This is a genomic window from Halomonas sp. DP1Y21-3 (genome assembly GCF_019801245.1).
Taxonomy (GTDB): Bacteria; Pseudomonadota; Gammaproteobacteria; order Pseudomonadales; family Halomonadaceae; genus Halomonas; species Halomonas litopenaei.
The window spans coordinates 148,450-164,660 of record NZ_JAHVJM010000006.1; the positions used below are offsets into that span (position 1 = coordinate 148,450).

Sequence of the window (16,211 nt, forward strand, 5' to 3'; positions counted from 1 at the left end):
TTTTTTGACCTGTGGGAGGGAGTGGAAAGGTCGATGTGGAACAACTTGGTAGGGGGGGAGGTGCTTCTTTCGAGGGAGGCCCTGTGTGCAAGGTGAGGCCGACCCTTTCGGGGCCGGCGGTTGGATGCTGATGCTGGTAAGTGTTGCGGCCGCTTGATGCGACTGCGACTGTCGGGCGGCCCTGCGGTCTAGAGGCGGAAGTTCTCGCCCAGGTAGACCTCCTTGACGCGCTGGTTGGCGAGGATGGACTCGGCGCTGCCCTCGGCGATGATCTGGCCGTCGCCGACGATGTAGGCACGATCGCAGATATCGAGGGTCTCGCGCACGTTGTGATCGGTGATCAGGACGCCGATATCGCGGGCCTTGAGTTGACGAATGATGGACTTGATCTCGCCCACCGAGATCGGGTCGACCCCGGCGAAGGGTTCATCGAGCAGGATAAAGGCCGGCTCGGTGGCCAGGGCGCGAGCGATCTCGACTCGGCGCCGCTCCCCGCCGGACAGGCTCATGCCGGGGTTGTCGCGAATATGGCTGACGTGGAAGTCCTCGAGGAGTTGCTCGAGACGTGCTTCTCGGCCCTCGCGGTCGAGGTCCTTGCGGGTCTCGAGGATCGCCATGATGTTGTCGGCCACCGACAGCTTGCGAAAGATCGAAGCCTCCTGAGGCAGGTAGCCGATACCGGCCAGCGCGCGCTGGTGCATGGCCGCGCGGCTCAGGTCCCGATCATCGATGCTGATGCTGCCGGCGTCGGCTCTGACCAGGCCGACGATCATGTAGAAGGAGGTGGTCTTGCCGGCCCCGTTGGGGCCCAGCAGACCGACGATGCTGCCCTGCTCGATCGACAGGCTGATGTCCTGGACGACGCGACGCTTCTTGTAGCTCTTGGCCAGATGGCGAGCGTGGAGAGTCTTCATCAGTTTCCTTGGCTTTCCGGCTCGAGGGTCATGCGAATGCGCTGCTCGCCCTGGACGCCCTGGGCGCTGGAGCGGGCCTGGACCACGCGGCGATCGAGGAAGTACTCCAGATAGGCACCGTCGAAGGTGTCATTGGCCTTGTGCAGCTCAGCCTGGTCGATCAGCTCCATGCGGCGTTCGGCCACGTGGTAGATCACCTTGCGGCCCCAGCCCTTGACCACCGGTTCTTCCGGGGATGGCTTCTGCTCGAGGTAGGCACGTGAGCCGGTCGCGGTCGCCAGTGACAGTTGTCCCTGGTCGTTGCGCTGGATCTCGACGCGTTCGCCGGTGAGGATCATGCTGCCTTGCACAATGCGCACGTCGCCGGTATAGACCGCGGTACCGGCGCGATCATCGAGATCCAGCTGGTCGGCCTCCACCTGAATCGGTGCGCTGCGATCACTCTCCAGCGCCAGGACACTGCTGCCGGTGGCGCCGGCGGCCAGGCCAAGGGCCAGGGCAAGCAGGAGGGCGGGACTTGGACGCATCATGGAAGGGGCTCCTTATTGAGGCTCTGGCGGATGATGACCGGTGACATTGTCGGTCAGGCGAGCGGTATTGTCATGGATCCAGGCGTCGAAGCGCTCCCCTTGCATCTGTTGAGGGGGTTGGCGTAGGACGGCTGGCGTTTCGCTCCAGACATGGCCACTGTCGCTGTCGTAGACCAATACCTCGGTATCAAGCTGCCAACGCTCCGCGGGGGCCTCGAGATGGGCGTCGCCCGACAGGGTCAGGGGGTTGCCGTCCGGACCCAGTTCACCGTTGTCGGCGTCGGCGATCCACTCTCGGCCGCTGTCGTCGATCAGCGCAAGGTCCGGCTGGTCCACCCGGGTGATGTCGTCGAGCGGTGTGTGCACAAGGCGTGGCGTATCGATGCGCTGGTGGGGGGTGCCCTGGGCATCGAAGCGGGTCAGGCGGGCATCCACCAGGTAGTAGTCGGGCTCGCCGGCCTTGTCATTGGGTACCAGGTCGGGGACGTTGCTCTCGCGGGGGTCGAGCAACGTCAGGCCGCCACCGAGTACCAGCAGCAGGATGACCAGCCAGAAGCGAAAGCCTGGACGCAGTGCGCTCAGTTTCATGTCAGCGGTCCGTTGCTCAGGTAGCTGTCGATGATATCGTCGAGGCGGCCCTGGGCCATCAGCAGGGTGTCGGTGATCTCGCGCACCGCGCCATGTCCGCCGGCAACCTGGGTGACCCAGTCGGCGTGCTGACGAAGATAGCAGGGGGCGCCTGGCACGGTGATGCCGACCGCACTGCGATGGATGCAGGGAAGGTCGGGCAGGTCATCGCCGCAGTAGGCGACCTGGTCGAGGGTCAGGCCAAGCGAATCGCACAGCGATTCAAGGGCGGGCAGCTTGCGCTCGACCCCTTGCTGTACGTGCTCGATGCCGAGTGCTCTGGCTCTCTGGGTGACCATGGGGGAGCTGCGCCCGGTGATCAGGGCCACCTGGATACCGGCGCGCTTGGCCAGCTTGAGGCCGTGGCCATCCAGGGTGTTGAACGCCTTCAACTCGGAGCCGTCGGCGTGGAAGTGCAGTCGACCATCGGTCAGTACGCCGTCCACGTCCAGCGCCAGCAGCTTGATGTGGCGCAGGCGCTCCACCAGTTCCGGCGCGAGGGAGGCGAGAAGCTCGTGAGACATGACGGCGTTCCTTGTAAAGGGATAAATGAGGCTCAGATGACACCGGCGGCCAGCAGGTCGTGCATATGCAGTGCACCGACTGGGCGCTGCTCGTCATCGACCACCGCCAGGGCGGTGATCCGGCCTTCCTCCATCAGCTTGACGGCTTCCGCCGCCAGGGTGGCGGGGCCGATGCGTCGCCCGGGGGTGGTCATCACGTCATCCACGGTAAGCGAGCTGAAGTCCTGATGGCGATCCAGGGTACGGCGCAGGTCGCCGTCGGTATAGACCCCGGCCAGGGTGCCGTCGGGGGACACCACGCAGGTAAAGCCGAGTCCCTGACGGGTGATCTCGAGCAGGGCGTCGCGCAGCGGCGAGCCCGACGGTACCGAGGGCAGCCGGTCGCCGGTATGCATCAGGTCGGCCACGGTCAACAGCAGTCGCTTGCCCAGGCTGCCGCCCGGGTGGGACAGGGCGAAATCCTCGGCGGTGAAGCCGCGGGTCTCGAGCAGCGCCACCGCCAGGGCGTCGCCCAGCGCCAGCGCTGCGGTGGTCGAAGAGGTCGGGGCCAGGTCCAGTGGGCAGGCCTCGCGCTCGACCCCTGCGTATAGATGGGCTTCGGCGTGGCGGGCCAGGGTCGACTGTGCTCGGCCGGTCATGCTGATCAGTGGAATGCCCATGCGCTTGAGCAGCGGCAGCAGGGCAGTGACCTCGGCGGTTTCGCCGGAGTTGGACAGTGCCAGGACGACGTCGCCGGGCGTGATCATGCCCAGGTCACCATGACTGGCTTCGCCGGGATGGACAAAGAAGGCCGGCGTGCCGGTGCTGGCCAGGGTGGCGGCGATCTTGCCGCCGACATGTCCCGACTTGCCCATGCCGGTGACGACCACCCGGCCGCGGCAGGCCAGCAGCAGTTGGCAGGCACGGTCGAAGTCGCCGTCGAGACGCCCGATCAGGGCGTCGATGGCGTCACGTTCCAGCTCCAGGGTGCGTCGTGCGATATCGCGGACGCTCAGGGTCGGCGTCTGCGCCGAGGAGGGGTGTTTGCTCATGGCCATGATTGTTGCCGTTTACTGCCGTTGTCACAAGGGGCCTGCCGCGACCGAAAGGCCGAGCCAGGTCAGATAAAGCGCATAGGTGCAGGCCAGCAGCGCGCCGATCCAGCGCCCCAGGCGCCCTCGGCGTTGCCACAGCAGCAGCGCCGCCAGCAGCAGCGTCAGGCCAAGCATTACCGGAAAGTCGCGGCCGGCGGCTGCGGGATCGGTGGCTCCCGGCGCCAGCAGCGCCGGTACCGGCAGTACCGCCAGCATATTGAACAGGTTGGAGCCGATGACGTTGCCGATGGCCAGATCGTGGTGGCGCTTCAGCGCGCTGGCCACGCAGGCGGCGAGTTCCGGCAGGCTGGTGCCGATGGCGACGACGGTCAGACCGATCACCAGCTCGCTTACGCCAAAGGTGCGTGCCAGCTCAGTGGCGCCCCAGACCAGGGCGCGGGAGCTGGCGATCATCACCGCCAGGGTCAGCACCAGCCAGCCGATGGCCTTGCCCAGTGCCATGCCGGGAATGTCGTCGGCCATCTCCTGTTCGGCCTCGTCGGCGCGAAACAGCCACCACAGACTGAATACCAGCAGCGCGATCAGCAGGGCCGCGTCGAGGCGTTCGAGGCTGCCATCGGCCAGGGCGTAGCCGGCGAGGCCGGTGGCGCCCAACAGCAGTGGCAGCTCGCGGCGCACGATGGTGAAGCGCACCGGGATCGGCACCACCAGTGCAGTCACGCCCAGTACCAGCGCGATGTTGGCGATATTGGAGCCCAGCGCATTGCCGGTGGCCAGGTCGGGGGCGCCATCCAGCGAGGCCATCACCGAGACCACGATTTCCGGGGCAGAGGTGCCGATGGAGACGATGGTCATGCCGACCAGCATGATGCTCATGCCGGCGCGGTAGGCGGTGGCGGCGGCGGCGCCGACAAAGCGATCCGCGCTCCAGAGCAGGCCCACCAGGCCCAGGGCGACGACGACAGACGGTAACAGCATGGAGAACGACTTGGTTGCAGAAAGGGCGCCCATTGAACCCTTAGATAAACCTGCGCGCAAGCGCGCAACCGGGGCACTGGCATGCTGCATTTGAGTTAAGATACGATGTTCGAAAACCGAGCGCGGCTCAAGGCGCTCTATTCTCAAGGTTCGGGCTCAGGTCTGGCCAGGCGTCGAATCCGAGGATTCGGGGCGGGCGTCCGGTCTGAACCGCCGGTTCACGGTGATACTGACTCTATAGGGACTGCGATGACGGCTTCCTCCTTGGTGGAGGTGGAGAATCTGCATTTCACGCGCGGCGACAGGGATATCTTTCGCGGCGTGGATCTCTCCATACCCCGCGGCAAGATCACGGCCATCATGGGGCCAAGTGGCACCGGGAAGACTACCCTGCTGAAACTGATCGGGGGGCAGCTCAACCCCAGTGGCGGACGCGTCCTGATCGATGGTCAGGACGTCCATCGCCTGTCGCGCAAGGATCTGTTCCAGATGCGTCGGCGCATGGGCATGCTGTTCCAGAGTGGCGCGCTGTTTTCCGATCTCAGTGTCTACGAGAACGTGGCCTTTCCGCTGCGGGTCCACACCGATCTGCCGGAAAGCATGGTGCGTGACGTGGTGCTGATGAAGCTCGAGGCGGTGGGGCTGCGTGGGGCCAGAGACTTGATGCCAGCAGAGCTGTCCGGCGGCATGACACGGCGTGTGGCGCTGGCGCGGGCGGTGGCGCTGGATCCTGAATTGATTCTCTACGATGAGCCCTTCGTCGGCCAGGATCCGATCTCCATGGGTGTGCTGGTCCAGTTGATTCGACGGCTGAATCAGGCGCTGGGCTTGACGGCGGTGGTGGTCTCCCATGATATCAAGGAGACCCTGTCCATCGCCGACTACGTCTACGTGGTCGCCGACGGGCGGGTCATGGCCCACGGCACGCCGGCGTCGCTGGACGTGGAACAGGACGCCCGAGTCAGTCAGTTCGTGCATGGTGAGCCGGATGGCCCTGTGCCGTTTCACTACCCGGCCAACGATTTTCACGATGACATTCTGGGCCAGGGGAGCCGTCCATGATCGAACGAATCACCCATATGGGACGGCGCGGCTGCGACCTGCTGGAGGCCGTCGGCCGGGCCAGCATCTTTCTCGGCCAGTCCATGCTGGGGCGCCCCTCGGCAGAAGGGTTCAGCCTGTGGGTGGCCCAGGTCTATGCGGTCGGTGTGCTGTCGTTGGCCATCGTGCTGGTGTCGGGGCTGTTCATCGGCATGGTGCTGGCGCTTCAGGGTTACACCATCCTGGTCGGGTTCGGTGCCGAGGACGCGCTCGGCCAGATGGTGTCGTTGGCCCTGTTGCGTGAACTGGCGCCGGTGGTGGCGGCGCTGTTGTTCGCCGGGCGCGCGGGCTCGGCATTGACCGCCGAGATTGGCCTGATGAAGGCCACCGAGCAGCTGACCAGCATGGAGATGATCGGCGTCGATCCGCTGCGTCGTATCGTGGCGCCACGCCTGTGGGCGGGGTTCGTCTCGCTGCCGCTGTTGACCATCGGCTTCAGCGTGGTCGGCGTGTACGGCGGCTACCTGGTCGGGGTCGAGTGGCTCGGGGTGTTCGAAGGCTCGTACTGGGGCAACATGCAGGCCAGCGTCGGCTTCTTTACCGATATCGGCAACGGCGTGGTCAAGAGCATCGTGTTCGCCATAGTGGTCACCTGGATTGCCGTGTTCCAGGGGTATGATCTGGTGCCGACCTCGGAAGGTATTTCGCGGGCCACCACCCGTACCGTGGTGTATTCCTCCCTGGCCGTGCTGGGCTTGGATTTCGTTCTTACCGCCGTGATGTTCGGCGGGCTTTCCTGATTCTGCGGAGACTGTCCATGAAGCGCAGCAAGACGATGGAGTTTGGTGTGGGCCTGTTCATGCTGGCCGGTATCCTGGGGCTGGTATTCCTGGGGCTCAAGGTCAGCGGCCTGGACCTGCAACGTGCCGACGACACCTACGAGCTCCGGGCCAACTTCGCGAATATCGGTGGGCTCAAGCCGCGGGCACGAGTGACGATGGCCGGGGTGACCGTGGGACGGGTAGAGAGCATCGAGCTAGATACCGAGTTCTACGATGCCGTGGTAGTGATGTCGCTGGACAGCTCCCTGGCCGGCAAGCTGCCGGACGACAGCACCGCGGCGATCCTTACCTCGGGCCTGCTTGGTGAGCAGTACATCGGGCTGTCGGTCGGGGGATCACCGGAGATGATCGCCGAGGGTGAGGCGATTCGTGATACCCAGTCCGCGCTGGTGCTCGAGGAACTGATCCAGCAGTTCGTGTCCAATCTGACGAAAGACTGATCCGGCAGTTTCCGGAGATACAAGGAGGCAACCCATGACCCGTTCTTTGCCCGCAATGGTTCACCTGCGCCGCTGGTTGATGGCGCTGATGATGGTGCTGGCCAGTCTGCCGGCCATGGCCCAGCAATCCCCCGAACAGCTGATTCGCGACAGCGTCAATGATCTGATGGGGATGATCGGCGGCCGAGAGGCCTACTTCATGGACCGTCCCGACGAGCTCAAGCAGATGGTTGACGAGAGTCTGCGTGGGGTCGCCGACTTTCGCTACATCGGCGCCAGTGTGATGGGCCGCTACTTCAACAATGCCACGCCGGAGCAGCGTTCGCGCTTCGTCGAGGTGTTCAAGCAGACCCTGCTCGACACCTATGCCAAGGGCCTGGTGACCTTCGAGTACAAGGAAGTTCGCGTGCTCGATAACCAGTCCGCCTCACGCTATGACGATCAGGACAGCGTCGAGATGGAAGTGGTGGCCACCGATGGCACCATCTACCCGGTCAACTACACCCTGCGCAAGTCCAACGGCCAGTGGCGGGTGGTCAATGTCATCGTTAACGGCATCAATCTCGGTCTGACCTTCCGCAACCAGTTCGATCAGGCCATGCGTGACCACAACCGTGACTACGACGCCGTGATCAACAACTGGTCGCCGGATGTCGGCGTCGACGAACTGGAGCGCGGTGCGTGAGCGTGTTGATGGAAGTGGCGTCGGCCCGCCTGCTCGAGGACGGAAATACACTCCGGGTGTGTGGCAAGGTCGACTTCGACGGGGCCGCGGACATGGCCGAGGCAGGCCGTGAGTGGCTCCAGAGTCGGGCATCGGGCACCTCGGTGTGCCTCGACCTGAGCGAGGTGGAGCACGTCTCCAGCGCGGCGCTGACCATGATGCTCGAGTGGGCGCGTACCATTCGTCGGATCGGGCTGTCGCTCAACAGCATCAAGCTGTCGGCGCAGCTCAGGCAGTTGACCGAGCTGGCCGGTCTGGATGATCTGTTGCCTTCCAGCACCGTTACCGCCTAGCGGCGGTTGTCTGGCTGCTGGTGTCCGTGATGCGCCTGGTTCGACGTCTGAATCCAGCGCCTTGATCTGGGCTGCTCGTCCTCGCCGCTAGCCCTTCCGGCACCCCCGACCACCGCAAGGTGGCCGGGGGTGTCTTTTTTGTGACGGATGTATAGGTGGAAACCTCGCTGCGTCATCGCCAAGCGCGCCGCTTTTCTTTACCATATGCCCTTTGAGTTTTTTCGGGACGTCACGGCGAGGCCGTGGGCGTCTCCCGTCATTGGTCTGGTCAAGGAGCAGGTGCATGCAACCCAGCGACGTCAAAGCGCTGCTCGAGAGCCGTGTCGACGGCTGTGAATTTCATATCCAGGGTGAAGGCTGCAACTTTCAGGTGATTGCGGTGGGCGAACGCTTCGCCGAGCTGTCACCGGTCAAGCGTCAGCAGGTCATCTATGGTGCGCTGTCCGAGGAAATCGCCTCCGGCGCCCTTCATGCGGTCAGCATCAAGACCTATACCCCCGCACAGTGGCAGGCTGCCGCCGAAAACACCGGAGCCTGATGGTACCGCCTTCATGGACAAATTGATCATTACCGGCAACGGACCCGCCGAGGGCGACGTCTGGGCCAGTGGCGCCAAGAATGCAGCGCTGCCCATCCTGTGCGCCACCCTGCTGTCCGAAGAGCCGGTCACCATCGGCAATCTTCCCCATCTGCAGGACATCACCACCACCCTGGAACTGCTCGGCCACATGGGCGTGCAGGCGGTGATGGGCGAAAAGATGTGCATTCAGCTCAACGGAGCCCAGGTCAGCGATTGCCACGCGCCCTATGAGCTGGTCAAGAAGATGCGCGCCTCGATCCTGGTGCTGGGACCGCTGCTCGCCCACTTCGGCAAGGCCGACGTGTCGCTGCCGGGCGGGTGCGCCATCGGCTCGCGTCCGGTGGACCTGCACATTCGTGGCCTCGAGGCCATGGGTGCCGATATCCGGGTCGAGGGTGGCTACATCCGTGCTACCACGCCGGGCCGCCTCAAGGGCGCCACCATCTTCTTCGATACCGTGACCGTGACCGGTACCGAGAACCTGCTGATGGCCGCGACCCTGGCCGACGGCACCACGGTGCTCGAGAACGCCGCCAAGGAACCCGAAATCGTGGATCTGGCCGAATGCCTGATCAAGATGGGTGCCGATATCCGTGGTCACGGTACCGACACCATCACCATCGAAGGGGTGGAGCGGCTCCATGGAGCTCGCCACGACGTCATGCCGGACCGTATCGAGACCGGCACCTTCCTGGTCGCAGCGGCGCTCAGCCGTGGCCGCGTTCGGGTGCGTCGTACCCGTGCCGACATTCTCGAGGCGGTGCTGGCCAAGCTCGAGGAGGCGGGGGCCAGGATTACCACCGGTGAGGACTGGATCGAGCTGGACATGGAAGGGCGCAGGCCCAGGGCGGTCAATATCAGGACCGCTCCGTATCCGGCCTTTCCCACCGACATGCAGGCCCAGTTCGTGGCCATGAATGCGGTGGCCGAGGGCTCCTCGCGAGTGGTCGAGACGATCTTCGAGAATCGTTTCATGCACGTGCAGGAGTTGAACCGCATGGGCGCCAACATCGCCCTGGAAGGCAACACTGCCGTCATCGAAGGCGTCGAGCATCTGTCCGGTGCACCGGTGATGGCCACCGATCTGCGCGCTTCGGCCTCACTGGTGATCGCGGCGATGATGGCCAAGGGCGAGACCCTGGTCGATCGTATCTACCACATCGATCGCGGCTACGAATGCATCGAGGAAAAGCTCCACCTGCTGGGTGCTCGGATCAAGCGCGTCCCGGGCTGAGCTTTCTTCGCCCAGCCGGCTCGGACTGCCCGAGCCGGCGCGGGGAAACACGCCACATTGACTTCCAACCCGACAACCGGGCGAGACCATGAGCAAGCAATTGATAGTGGCGCTCTCCAAGGGGCGCATTCTCGACGAGACGCTGCCACTGCTGGCGGATGCCGGCATCCGGCCCGCCGAGGACCTGGGCAAGAGTCGCAAGCTGTTGTTCGACACCAATCTGCCAGACGTCAAGCTGGTGGTGATTCGTGCCACCGATGTGCCGACCTATGTGCAGCTGGGGGCGGCGGACCTGGGGGTGGCCGGCAAGGATGTGCTGCTGGAGCACGGTGCCGAGGGGCTGTATGAGCCGCTGGACCTCAATATCGCGCGTTGCAAGCTGATGACGGCTGGTATTCAGGGTGCCGAGCCCGCCCGTGCCCGGCGTCGGGTGGCGACCAAGTTCGTCAATGTGGCGCGGCGCTATTACGCCGAGCAGGGCATCCAGGCCGAGGTCATCAAGCTGTACGGTGCCATGGAGCTGGCGCCGCTGATGAACCTGGCCGACGAGATCGTCGATATCGTGGATACCGGCAATACGCTGCGTGCCAACGGTATGGAGCCACGGGAACTGATGGCCCATATTAGCACCCGGTTGGTGGTCAATCAGGCCTCGATGACCATCAAGCATGATCAGATCAAACCGCTGCTGCGCCGCTTGAGCGACGCCGTCGAGGCGCGGCGGCAGGCGGCAAGCTGAGCGCACCAGCCAACGGAACCCGAGGGTTCTCAACGTATGGCCAAGACAGAAGCGGAGATTTCCGACATGAGCCAAGACACGCCCCTGGTGGCCCGACTCTCGACCCGAGACGAGGATTTCGAGTCCCGTCTCACCGACCTGCTGGCGTGGGAAGGCGTGTCGGACCATGGTGTCCAGCAGGCGGTCTCCGAGATCATCAGCCAGGTGCGTCGGGAGGGGGATGCCGCCCTGGTGGCGCTGACCTGTCGCCTCGATCGCCTCGAGGCCTCGAGCATGGCGGATCTGACCCTGGGGGCTGATCGTCTCGAGGCCGCCTACGCGTCTCTGCCCGACGACCAGCGTCAGGCGCTGGCCACCGCCGCCGAGCGTATCCGCGTCTACCACGAACGCCAGAAGCCCACTTCCTGGCAGTACACCGAAGACGACGGCACCGTGCTGGGGCAGAAGGTCACGCCGCTGGATCGCGCCGGTATCTACGTGCCCGGCGGCAAGGCCGCCTATCCCTCATCGGTGCTGATGAACGCTGTGCCGGCCCACGTGGCGGGAGTGCGGGAGATCATCATGGTGGTGCCCACGCCCGACGGCGTGGTCAACGATCTGGTGCTGGCGGCGGCGCATCTAGCCGGGGTGGACAAGGTGTTTACCCTGGGCGGTGCCCAGGCCGTGGCGGCGCTGGCCTATGGCACCGAAAGCGTGCCCAGGGTCGACAAGATCGTCGGGCCGGGCAACATCTATGTGGCCACCGCCAAGCGCGCGGTCTTTGGTCAGGTGGGGATCGACATGATCGCCGGGCCTTCCGAGATCCTGGTGGTGTCCGACGGCCAGACCGATCCTGACTGGCTGGCCATGGACCTGTTCTCCCAGGCAGAGCACGACGAAGACGCCCAGGCGATCCTGGTCAGCTGGGACGTGGAGCATCTGGCGGCGGTGGAAGCGTCCATGGAACGGCTGCTGCCGACGCTCGAGCGCGAAGCCATCGCCGGGGCCTCGCTGCGTACGCGCGGTGCGCTGATCGCCTGTCGTGACGAGGGCGAGGCGCTGGAGTTGATCAATCGCATCGCGCCGGAGCACCTGGAGTTGTCGGTGGAGCACCCGGAGCGACTGGCGGAGCAGGTGCGCCATGCCGGAGCCATCTTCATGGGACGGCATACCGCTGAGGCGCTGGGCGACTACTGCGCTGGTCCCAACCACGTGCTGCCGACCTCGGGTACGGCGCGCTTTTCGTCACCGCTTGGCGTCTACGACTTCCAGAAGCGCTCTTCGATCATTCACTGCTCGCCACAGGGGGCGTCTACCCTGGGCAAGACCGCCTCGGTGCTGGCTCGTGGTGAATCGCTGACCGCCCACGCGCGTTCGGCGGAGTACCGCATCAAGGATTGAAGCGACGCAGGGCCGGTGGTCGTTGTGACCGAGCGCCCCCGGCCCCAGACAGGCATCCAGACATGAAAAGGCCCGGAGCAATTCCGGGCCTTTTCATGTCTGGACGGTGGGGCACGCCTGGACACTGCCTCTGCGTTACCCACCTCGGAGTGCGTCTCAGGGGGCTGACTGGCTGCTGCCGGTCTGCTGCGACTGGGATTGGGGCGTGGGGCGCTCGCCGACTTCCAGTTCCACCTCGATCGGCTTGCCGTCGCGGGCGACGCTGACGGTCAGGGTGGTGCCGGGAGCCACCGCAGCGATGTCGCTCATGGTCCGACGCGGATCGATCACCGCGCGACCGTCGACCTCGAGCAGTACGTCTCCGGGTTTCAGTCCCGCCCGGTCGGCCGGTCCCTGGGACACCACGCCGGCGATGATTACCCCGGCTGGCGCCTGCAGGCCGAAGGAAGCGGCCAGTTCCTGGTTCAGCTCCTGGGCCTCGATGCCGAGCCAGCCGCGGATGACCCGGCCGTGGGTGACCAGCTCGTCGAGGATGCTGCGGGCCAGGTTGGCCGGGATCGCGAAACCGATACCCTGGGAGCCCCCCGAGCGGGAGAAGATGGCGGTGTTGATGCCGACCAGGGCGCCGTCGGGGTTGATCAGGGCGCCGCCGGAGTTGCCCGGGTTGATCGCCGCATCGGTCTGGATGAAGTCCTCATAGGCGTTGAGTCCCAGATGGCTGCGACCGGTGGCGCTGATGATGCCCATGGTCACCGTCTGGCCGACCCCGAAGGGGTTGCCGATGGCCAGCGAAACGTCGCCCACCGCGACCTTGCGCGAGTCGGTCAGCTCGATCACCGGCAGGTCGCCGAGATCGATCTTGAGTACCGCCAGGTCGCTTTCGGGATCGGTGCCGATGACCCGGGCCAGGGTCTCGCGGCCGTCGCGCAGCGCCACCTGGACCTGGTCGGCGCCGCTGATGACGTGGTGGTTGGTCAGCACGTAGCCGTCCTCGCTGACGATGACGCCGGAGCCAAGGCTCGAAAGCATACGTTGGCGCGACGGCACGTCATTGTTGCCGAAGAACTGGCGGAAGAAGGGGTCTGACATCAGCGGGTGGGTTTCCCGTTCCACGACCCGCGAGGAGTAGACGTTGACCACCGCGGGCGCGGCCTTCTCCACCGCCTCTGCGTAGCTCACGGGGCCGCCACGGCGGTCCAGCGGCGCAGCTTCCTTGACCTCAGGGGCAGGCCGTTGCGGTGCCTGCTGCTCGGTGGGTGTCGCTGGTGGCGTGGCGGGAACTACCGTCAGGCTGTCACCGCTCGGTGACGGTAGTCTGCCGAGCCGTTCGGGGAAGGCATTGATCAGCACGATGGCGAGCAGAATGCCGATGAGGACCGGCCAGATATAGGTCGAGAGGGTGCGTCGCATGCGGCGATGATCCTTGGCGCTTGGCAGTGAGGCGGTCGCGGGCCGGCGGGGCGGTGCGTACAATGTGCGCCATTGTAGCATCGCCAACCTGATGCTTGTTTGGAGCTATTTCAGGAGATCTCATGATAGACCGCGACGAACTGGTATCGGCCTGCGAGCAGCTGCTGGAGGCCCGGCGCTTCAAGGACTACACCGAGAACGGGCTGCAGGTGGAGGGCGCACGCACGGTCACCCGTGTGCTCTCCGGCGTCACCGCCTGTCAGGCGCTGCTTGACGAGGCGGTGCGCTGGCAGGCCGATCTGGTGCTGGTGCACCACGGCTACTTCTGGAAGAACGAGCCGGTGGCGGTTACCGGCATGAAGCGCCGGCGGCTGGCGACCTTGCTGGCCAACGACATCAACCTGCTGGCCTACCACCTGCCATTGGACGCCCATCCCGAGCTTGGCAACAATGCGACCCTGGCGCAGCGCCTTGGGTGGACGGTGGAGGGAACGCTGGACGCGCCCATGGGCGAAGGGCTTCTGTGGCACGGTCGGCTGGAAAGGCCAATGGGCGTTGCCGAGCTGGCTGCCCAGGTAGGAGCGTCGCTGGCACGCGAGCCGTTGGTGATCGAGGCGCCTGGTACCGACGCGGTGAGTCGAATCGCCTGGTGTACCGGCGGCGCCCAGGACATGATCATCCCGGCCGCCGAGGCCGGTGCCGAGGTGTTCGTTTCGGGCGAGATATCCGAGCGCACCACCCACCTGGCGCGGGAGATGGGGATCCATTATCTGGCGGCGGGTCATCACGCCACCGAGCGCTACGGCGTCCAGGCGTTGGGGGAATGGCTGGCGCAGCGCTTTGGTGTCGAGCACCGCTTCGTCGACATCGACAACCCTGCTTGAGCAGCAAGCGCCATCGACCGCTTGTGTCGCTGCCAACGCCAGAGCCCGCACCGTGTGCGGGCTCAGTCATGGCGGGGTGGTCAGTAACGTGGCGGGCGCGGTTCTGCGTTCTGGTCGTCATTGGCCTGGCGCAGACCGAAGTCCTCTGACAGGGTGCCGCGGTTGCCGTCGGCGTAGTCCCGCGGAATGGCGATATCATCGCTGGTCTCGCCGGGTTCGCTGGGCGGTGTCACCTCGCCGCCGATGGCCTTGCTGCCAAGCTGGCGCGCCGACTCGTGAAGTTGGCGCTGCAGGGTGAGGGCGTCATCGCAGACCTGCCGGGCCAGGTCGTCCATCTGTTGCAGGTGATCGTCGACACCGTCTTTCCACTCGGTCAGCTGGCGTTCCCGTTCGGTCAGCTTGAGGCGCAGCCTTTGGGCACTGCGTGCGCCGCCGTTGAGCAGGTGGTAGCCCAGTGCGCCGAGTCCAATTCCGGCCACCAGGCAAGCCGCCGCCAGGATCATGTTGAAGTTGCTTGGTTCCACGTAGTTCTCCCTGAGCTCTTTCGGACGACCCGCGGCCGCCGCCGGCCTGGCCGACGGCCCATTATAGAGGCGTTGGCTCATAAAGGGTCAATGGCCTGGGGCCTCCCTTGTCGTGCTGGCGTGATGCGCTGTTGCCGGTCGCGGCCTGGGACCTGCCATTCCTGTGTGGTCTGCGTATAATGCGGCTCCGAACTTGTTGACAGTCAGGACGCTACATGAGCTCTTCCCCGTCGAGCAGTGGTCGGCCAGAAACTCCGCTGGAACGCTACCGGCGCGACCTCCAACGTGATGATTTCACGGAGGATGCCGCCCAGGCCAATGCCGTGGCGCATCTGCAGCGACTGTATGACGAGCTGGTGGCAGCGCCCAAGGCCAAGGCGCCGGCGGCGGCGCGTGACGGCTGGGCGTCGAAGGTGAAGGGCCTGTTCGGGCGCAAGGAGGAAGAGCAGGAGCCGGCGCTGCCAGCCATCTCCGGGCTCTATTTCTGGGGCGGCGTCGGTCGTGGCAAGACCTACCTGGTCGACACCTTCTACGAAGCGCTGCCGTTTCCCCAGAAGATGCGCACCCATTTCCATCGCTTCATGCAGCGTGTCCACAACGAGCTGGATCACTGCAAGGGCGAGAAGAACCCGCTCCGGCTGATCGCCGGCAAGTTTGCCGAGGAGGCGAGGGTGATCTGTTTTGACGAATTCTTCGTCAAGGACATCACCGATGCCATGATTCTGGCCAATCTGCTCGAGGCGTTGTTCGAGCGCGGTGTGGTGCTGGTCGCCACCTCCAACATCGTGCCGGACGATCTGTACAAGGATGGCCTGCAGCGCTCTCGCTTCCTGCCGGCCATCGATCTGCTCAAGCGCCACTGTGAGGTGGTCAACGTCGATTCCGGCGTCGACTATCGACTGCGGGCGCTGGAGCGCGCCGAGATCTTCCATTCGCCGCTGGACGAGGCGGCGGATCAGGAGCTCGAGCGCAGCTTTCGCGAGATCGCCGGTCAGGCGGGGGAAGAGCAGGTGCCGGTGGAGATCAACCATCGCATCCTCAAGGCGCGTCGACTGCACGAGGACGTGGTCTGGTTCGACTTTCTCGAGCTGTGCGACGGGCCGCGCAGTCAGAACGACTACATCGAGCTGGCTCGCGAGTTCCACACGGTCCTGGTGTCCTGTGTGCGGCGCATGGACGCCGCCACCGACGATCAGGCCAGGCGCTTCATCAACATGGTCGACGAGTTCTACGACCGTGGCGTCAAGCTGTTGATGTCCGCCGAAGCGCCGGCAGAGGCGCTGTACGAGGGTGGCAAGCTGGAGTTCGAGTTCGAGCGCACTCTGTCCAGACTTCAGGAGATGCAGTCCCGGGAGTACCTGGCGCTGCCCCACAAGCCTTGAACCGACGGTGATTGCGTGTGTCCGAGGGGGTGACGGCACGCTTTCGCTCATGTAGAATGCGCGCTCGCTCGACCGTTGTGGCGGCATCGTCCGGATTTCCGGGTGCCGCGCAACCAAGAAAAATAGGGATG

19 protein-coding genes are annotated in these 16,211 nt (G+C 65.0%); 11 read left to right on the plus strand and 8 right to left on the minus strand.

Annotated elements, in window-relative coordinates; translation table 11 throughout:
- Positions 1-188: 188 nt before the first annotated feature.
- Genes lptB through KUV74_RS17260 form a run of 6 tightly spaced genes read right to left on the minus strand, consistent with a single transcriptional unit; the run spans position 189 to position 4,607 of the window.
- Positions 189-914 carry an LPS export ABC transporter ATP-binding protein gene (gene lptB / locus KUV74_RS17235; protein WP_045993254.1) on the minus strand — a complete coding sequence of 242 codons (726 nt, stop codon included), beginning with the start codon at positions 912-914 and terminating at the stop codon, positions 189-191.
- Complete coding sequence (gene lptA / locus KUV74_RS17240) at positions 914-1,444, minus strand: lipopolysaccharide transport periplasmic protein LptA (RefSeq protein ID WP_083970449.1); 531 nt, start codon at positions 1,442-1,444, stop codon at positions 914-916. The genes lptB and lptA overlap by 1 nt, the downstream gene beginning before the upstream one ends.
- A 12-nt stretch (positions 1,445-1,456) precedes the next feature.
- A complete protein-coding gene (gene lptC / locus KUV74_RS17245; RefSeq protein WP_108447662.1) occupies positions 1,457-2,032 on the minus strand; it encodes an LPS export ABC transporter periplasmic protein LptC in 576 nt (191 codons plus the stop codon).
- Positions 2,029-2,595, minus strand: a complete 567-nt coding sequence (locus KUV74_RS17250; protein ID WP_222516953.1) for a KdsC family phosphatase — start codon at positions 2,593-2,595, stop codon at positions 2,029-2,031. Before KUV74_RS17250 ends, lptC begins: the two co-directional genes overlap by 4 nt.
- A gap of 32 nt (positions 2,596-2,627) precedes the next feature.
- Positions 2,628-3,626 carry a KpsF/GutQ family sugar-phosphate isomerase gene (locus tag KUV74_RS17255; RefSeq protein ID WP_108447960.1) on the minus strand — a complete coding sequence of 333 codons (999 nt, stop codon included), beginning with the start codon at positions 3,624-3,626 and terminating at the stop codon, positions 2,628-2,630.
- A gap of 30 nt (positions 3,627-3,656) precedes the next feature.
- Positions 3,657-4,607, minus strand: coding sequence for a calcium/sodium antiporter (locus KUV74_RS17260; protein WP_222516954.1), 951 nt, complete (start codon positions 4,605-4,607; stop codon positions 3,657-3,659).
- A 249-nt stretch (positions 4,608-4,856) separates the two neighbouring features.
- Here KUV74_RS17260 and KUV74_RS17265 point away from each other — a divergent pair, with 249 nt between their 5' ends.
- From KUV74_RS17265 to hisD, 9 genes are all read left to right on the plus strand, one after another.
- A complete protein-coding gene (locus KUV74_RS17265) occupies positions 4,857-5,669 on the plus strand; it encodes an ATP-binding cassette domain-containing protein (RefSeq protein ID WP_045993258.1) in 813 nt (270 codons plus the stop codon).
- Positions 5,666-6,448, plus strand: a complete 783-nt coding sequence (gene mlaE, locus KUV74_RS17270; RefSeq protein ID WP_045993259.1) for a lipid asymmetry maintenance ABC transporter permease subunit MlaE — start codon at positions 5,666-5,668, stop codon at positions 6,446-6,448. The genes KUV74_RS17265 and mlaE overlap by 4 nt, the downstream gene beginning before the upstream one ends.
- 17 nt (positions 6,449-6,465) lie before the next feature.
- Positions 6,466-6,930 carry an outer membrane lipid asymmetry maintenance protein MlaD gene (gene mlaD, locus KUV74_RS17275; RefSeq protein ID WP_045993260.1) on the plus strand — a complete coding sequence of 155 codons (465 nt, stop codon included), beginning with the start codon at positions 6,466-6,468 and terminating at the stop codon, positions 6,928-6,930.
- Positions 6,931-6,964: 34 nt separating this feature from the next.
- The gene (locus tag KUV74_RS17280) at positions 6,965-7,615 is read left to right on the plus strand and encodes a phospholipid-binding protein MlaC (protein WP_045993261.1); all 651 of its coding nucleotides are present in this window, start codon (positions 6,965-6,967) and stop codon (positions 7,613-7,615) included.
- Positions 7,612-7,947, plus strand: a complete 336-nt coding sequence (locus KUV74_RS17285; protein WP_240184120.1) for a lipid asymmetry maintenance protein MlaB — start codon at positions 7,612-7,614, stop codon at positions 7,945-7,947. The genes KUV74_RS17280 and KUV74_RS17285 overlap by 4 nt, the downstream gene beginning before the upstream one ends.
- Before the next feature lie 283 nt (positions 7,948-8,230).
- Positions 8,231-8,485 carry a BolA family protein gene (locus KUV74_RS17290; RefSeq protein WP_045993263.1) on the plus strand — a complete coding sequence of 85 codons (255 nt, stop codon included), beginning with the start codon at positions 8,231-8,233 and terminating at the stop codon, positions 8,483-8,485.
- Positions 8,486-8,498: 13 nt separating this feature from the next.
- Positions 8,499-9,761, plus strand: coding sequence for a UDP-N-acetylglucosamine 1-carboxyvinyltransferase (murA, locus tag KUV74_RS17295; protein ID WP_045993264.1), 1,263 nt, complete (start codon positions 8,499-8,501; stop codon positions 9,759-9,761).
- Between the two features lie 88 nt (positions 9,762-9,849).
- Positions 9,850-10,500 carry an ATP phosphoribosyltransferase gene (hisG, locus tag KUV74_RS17300; RefSeq protein WP_045993265.1) on the plus strand — a complete coding sequence of 217 codons (651 nt, stop codon included), beginning with the start codon at positions 9,850-9,852 and terminating at the stop codon, positions 10,498-10,500.
- Positions 10,501-10,566: 66 nt separating this feature from the next.
- On the plus strand, positions 10,567-11,880 hold the full coding sequence (gene hisD / locus KUV74_RS17305; protein ID WP_108447962.1) for a histidinol dehydrogenase: 1,314 nt from the start codon (positions 10,567-10,569) through the stop codon (positions 11,878-11,880).
- 156 nt (positions 11,881-12,036) lie between these two features.
- On the opposite strand, the gene KUV74_RS17310 is transcribed toward hisD, so the two are convergent.
- Positions 12,037-13,290, minus strand: a complete 1,254-nt coding sequence (locus tag KUV74_RS17310; protein ID WP_222516955.1) for a Do family serine endopeptidase — start codon at positions 13,288-13,290, stop codon at positions 12,037-12,039.
- A gap of 122 nt (positions 13,291-13,412) precedes the next feature.
- Between KUV74_RS17310 and KUV74_RS17315 the strand changes: the two genes are divergently transcribed.
- The gene (locus KUV74_RS17315; protein WP_222516956.1) at positions 13,413-14,174 is read left to right on the plus strand and encodes a Nif3-like dinuclear metal center hexameric protein; all 762 of its coding nucleotides are present in this window, start codon (positions 13,413-13,415) and stop codon (positions 14,172-14,174) included.
- 80 nt (positions 14,175-14,254) lie between these two features.
- On the opposite strand, the gene KUV74_RS17320 is transcribed toward KUV74_RS17315, so the two are convergent.
- Positions 14,255-14,698: a YhcB family protein gene (locus KUV74_RS17320; RefSeq protein WP_052704392.1), complete on the minus strand. Its 444-nt coding sequence runs from the start codon at positions 14,696-14,698 to the stop codon at positions 14,255-14,257.
- A gap of 215 nt (positions 14,699-14,913) precedes the next feature.
- Here KUV74_RS17320 and zapE point away from each other — a divergent pair, with 215 nt between their 5' ends.
- Positions 14,914-16,080 (plus strand): cell division protein ZapE, encoded by a 1,167-nt coding sequence (zapE, locus tag KUV74_RS17325; protein WP_045993362.1) that lies wholly within the window; start codon positions 14,914-14,916, stop codon positions 16,078-16,080.
- Positions 16,081-16,211: the final 131 nt, after the last annotated feature.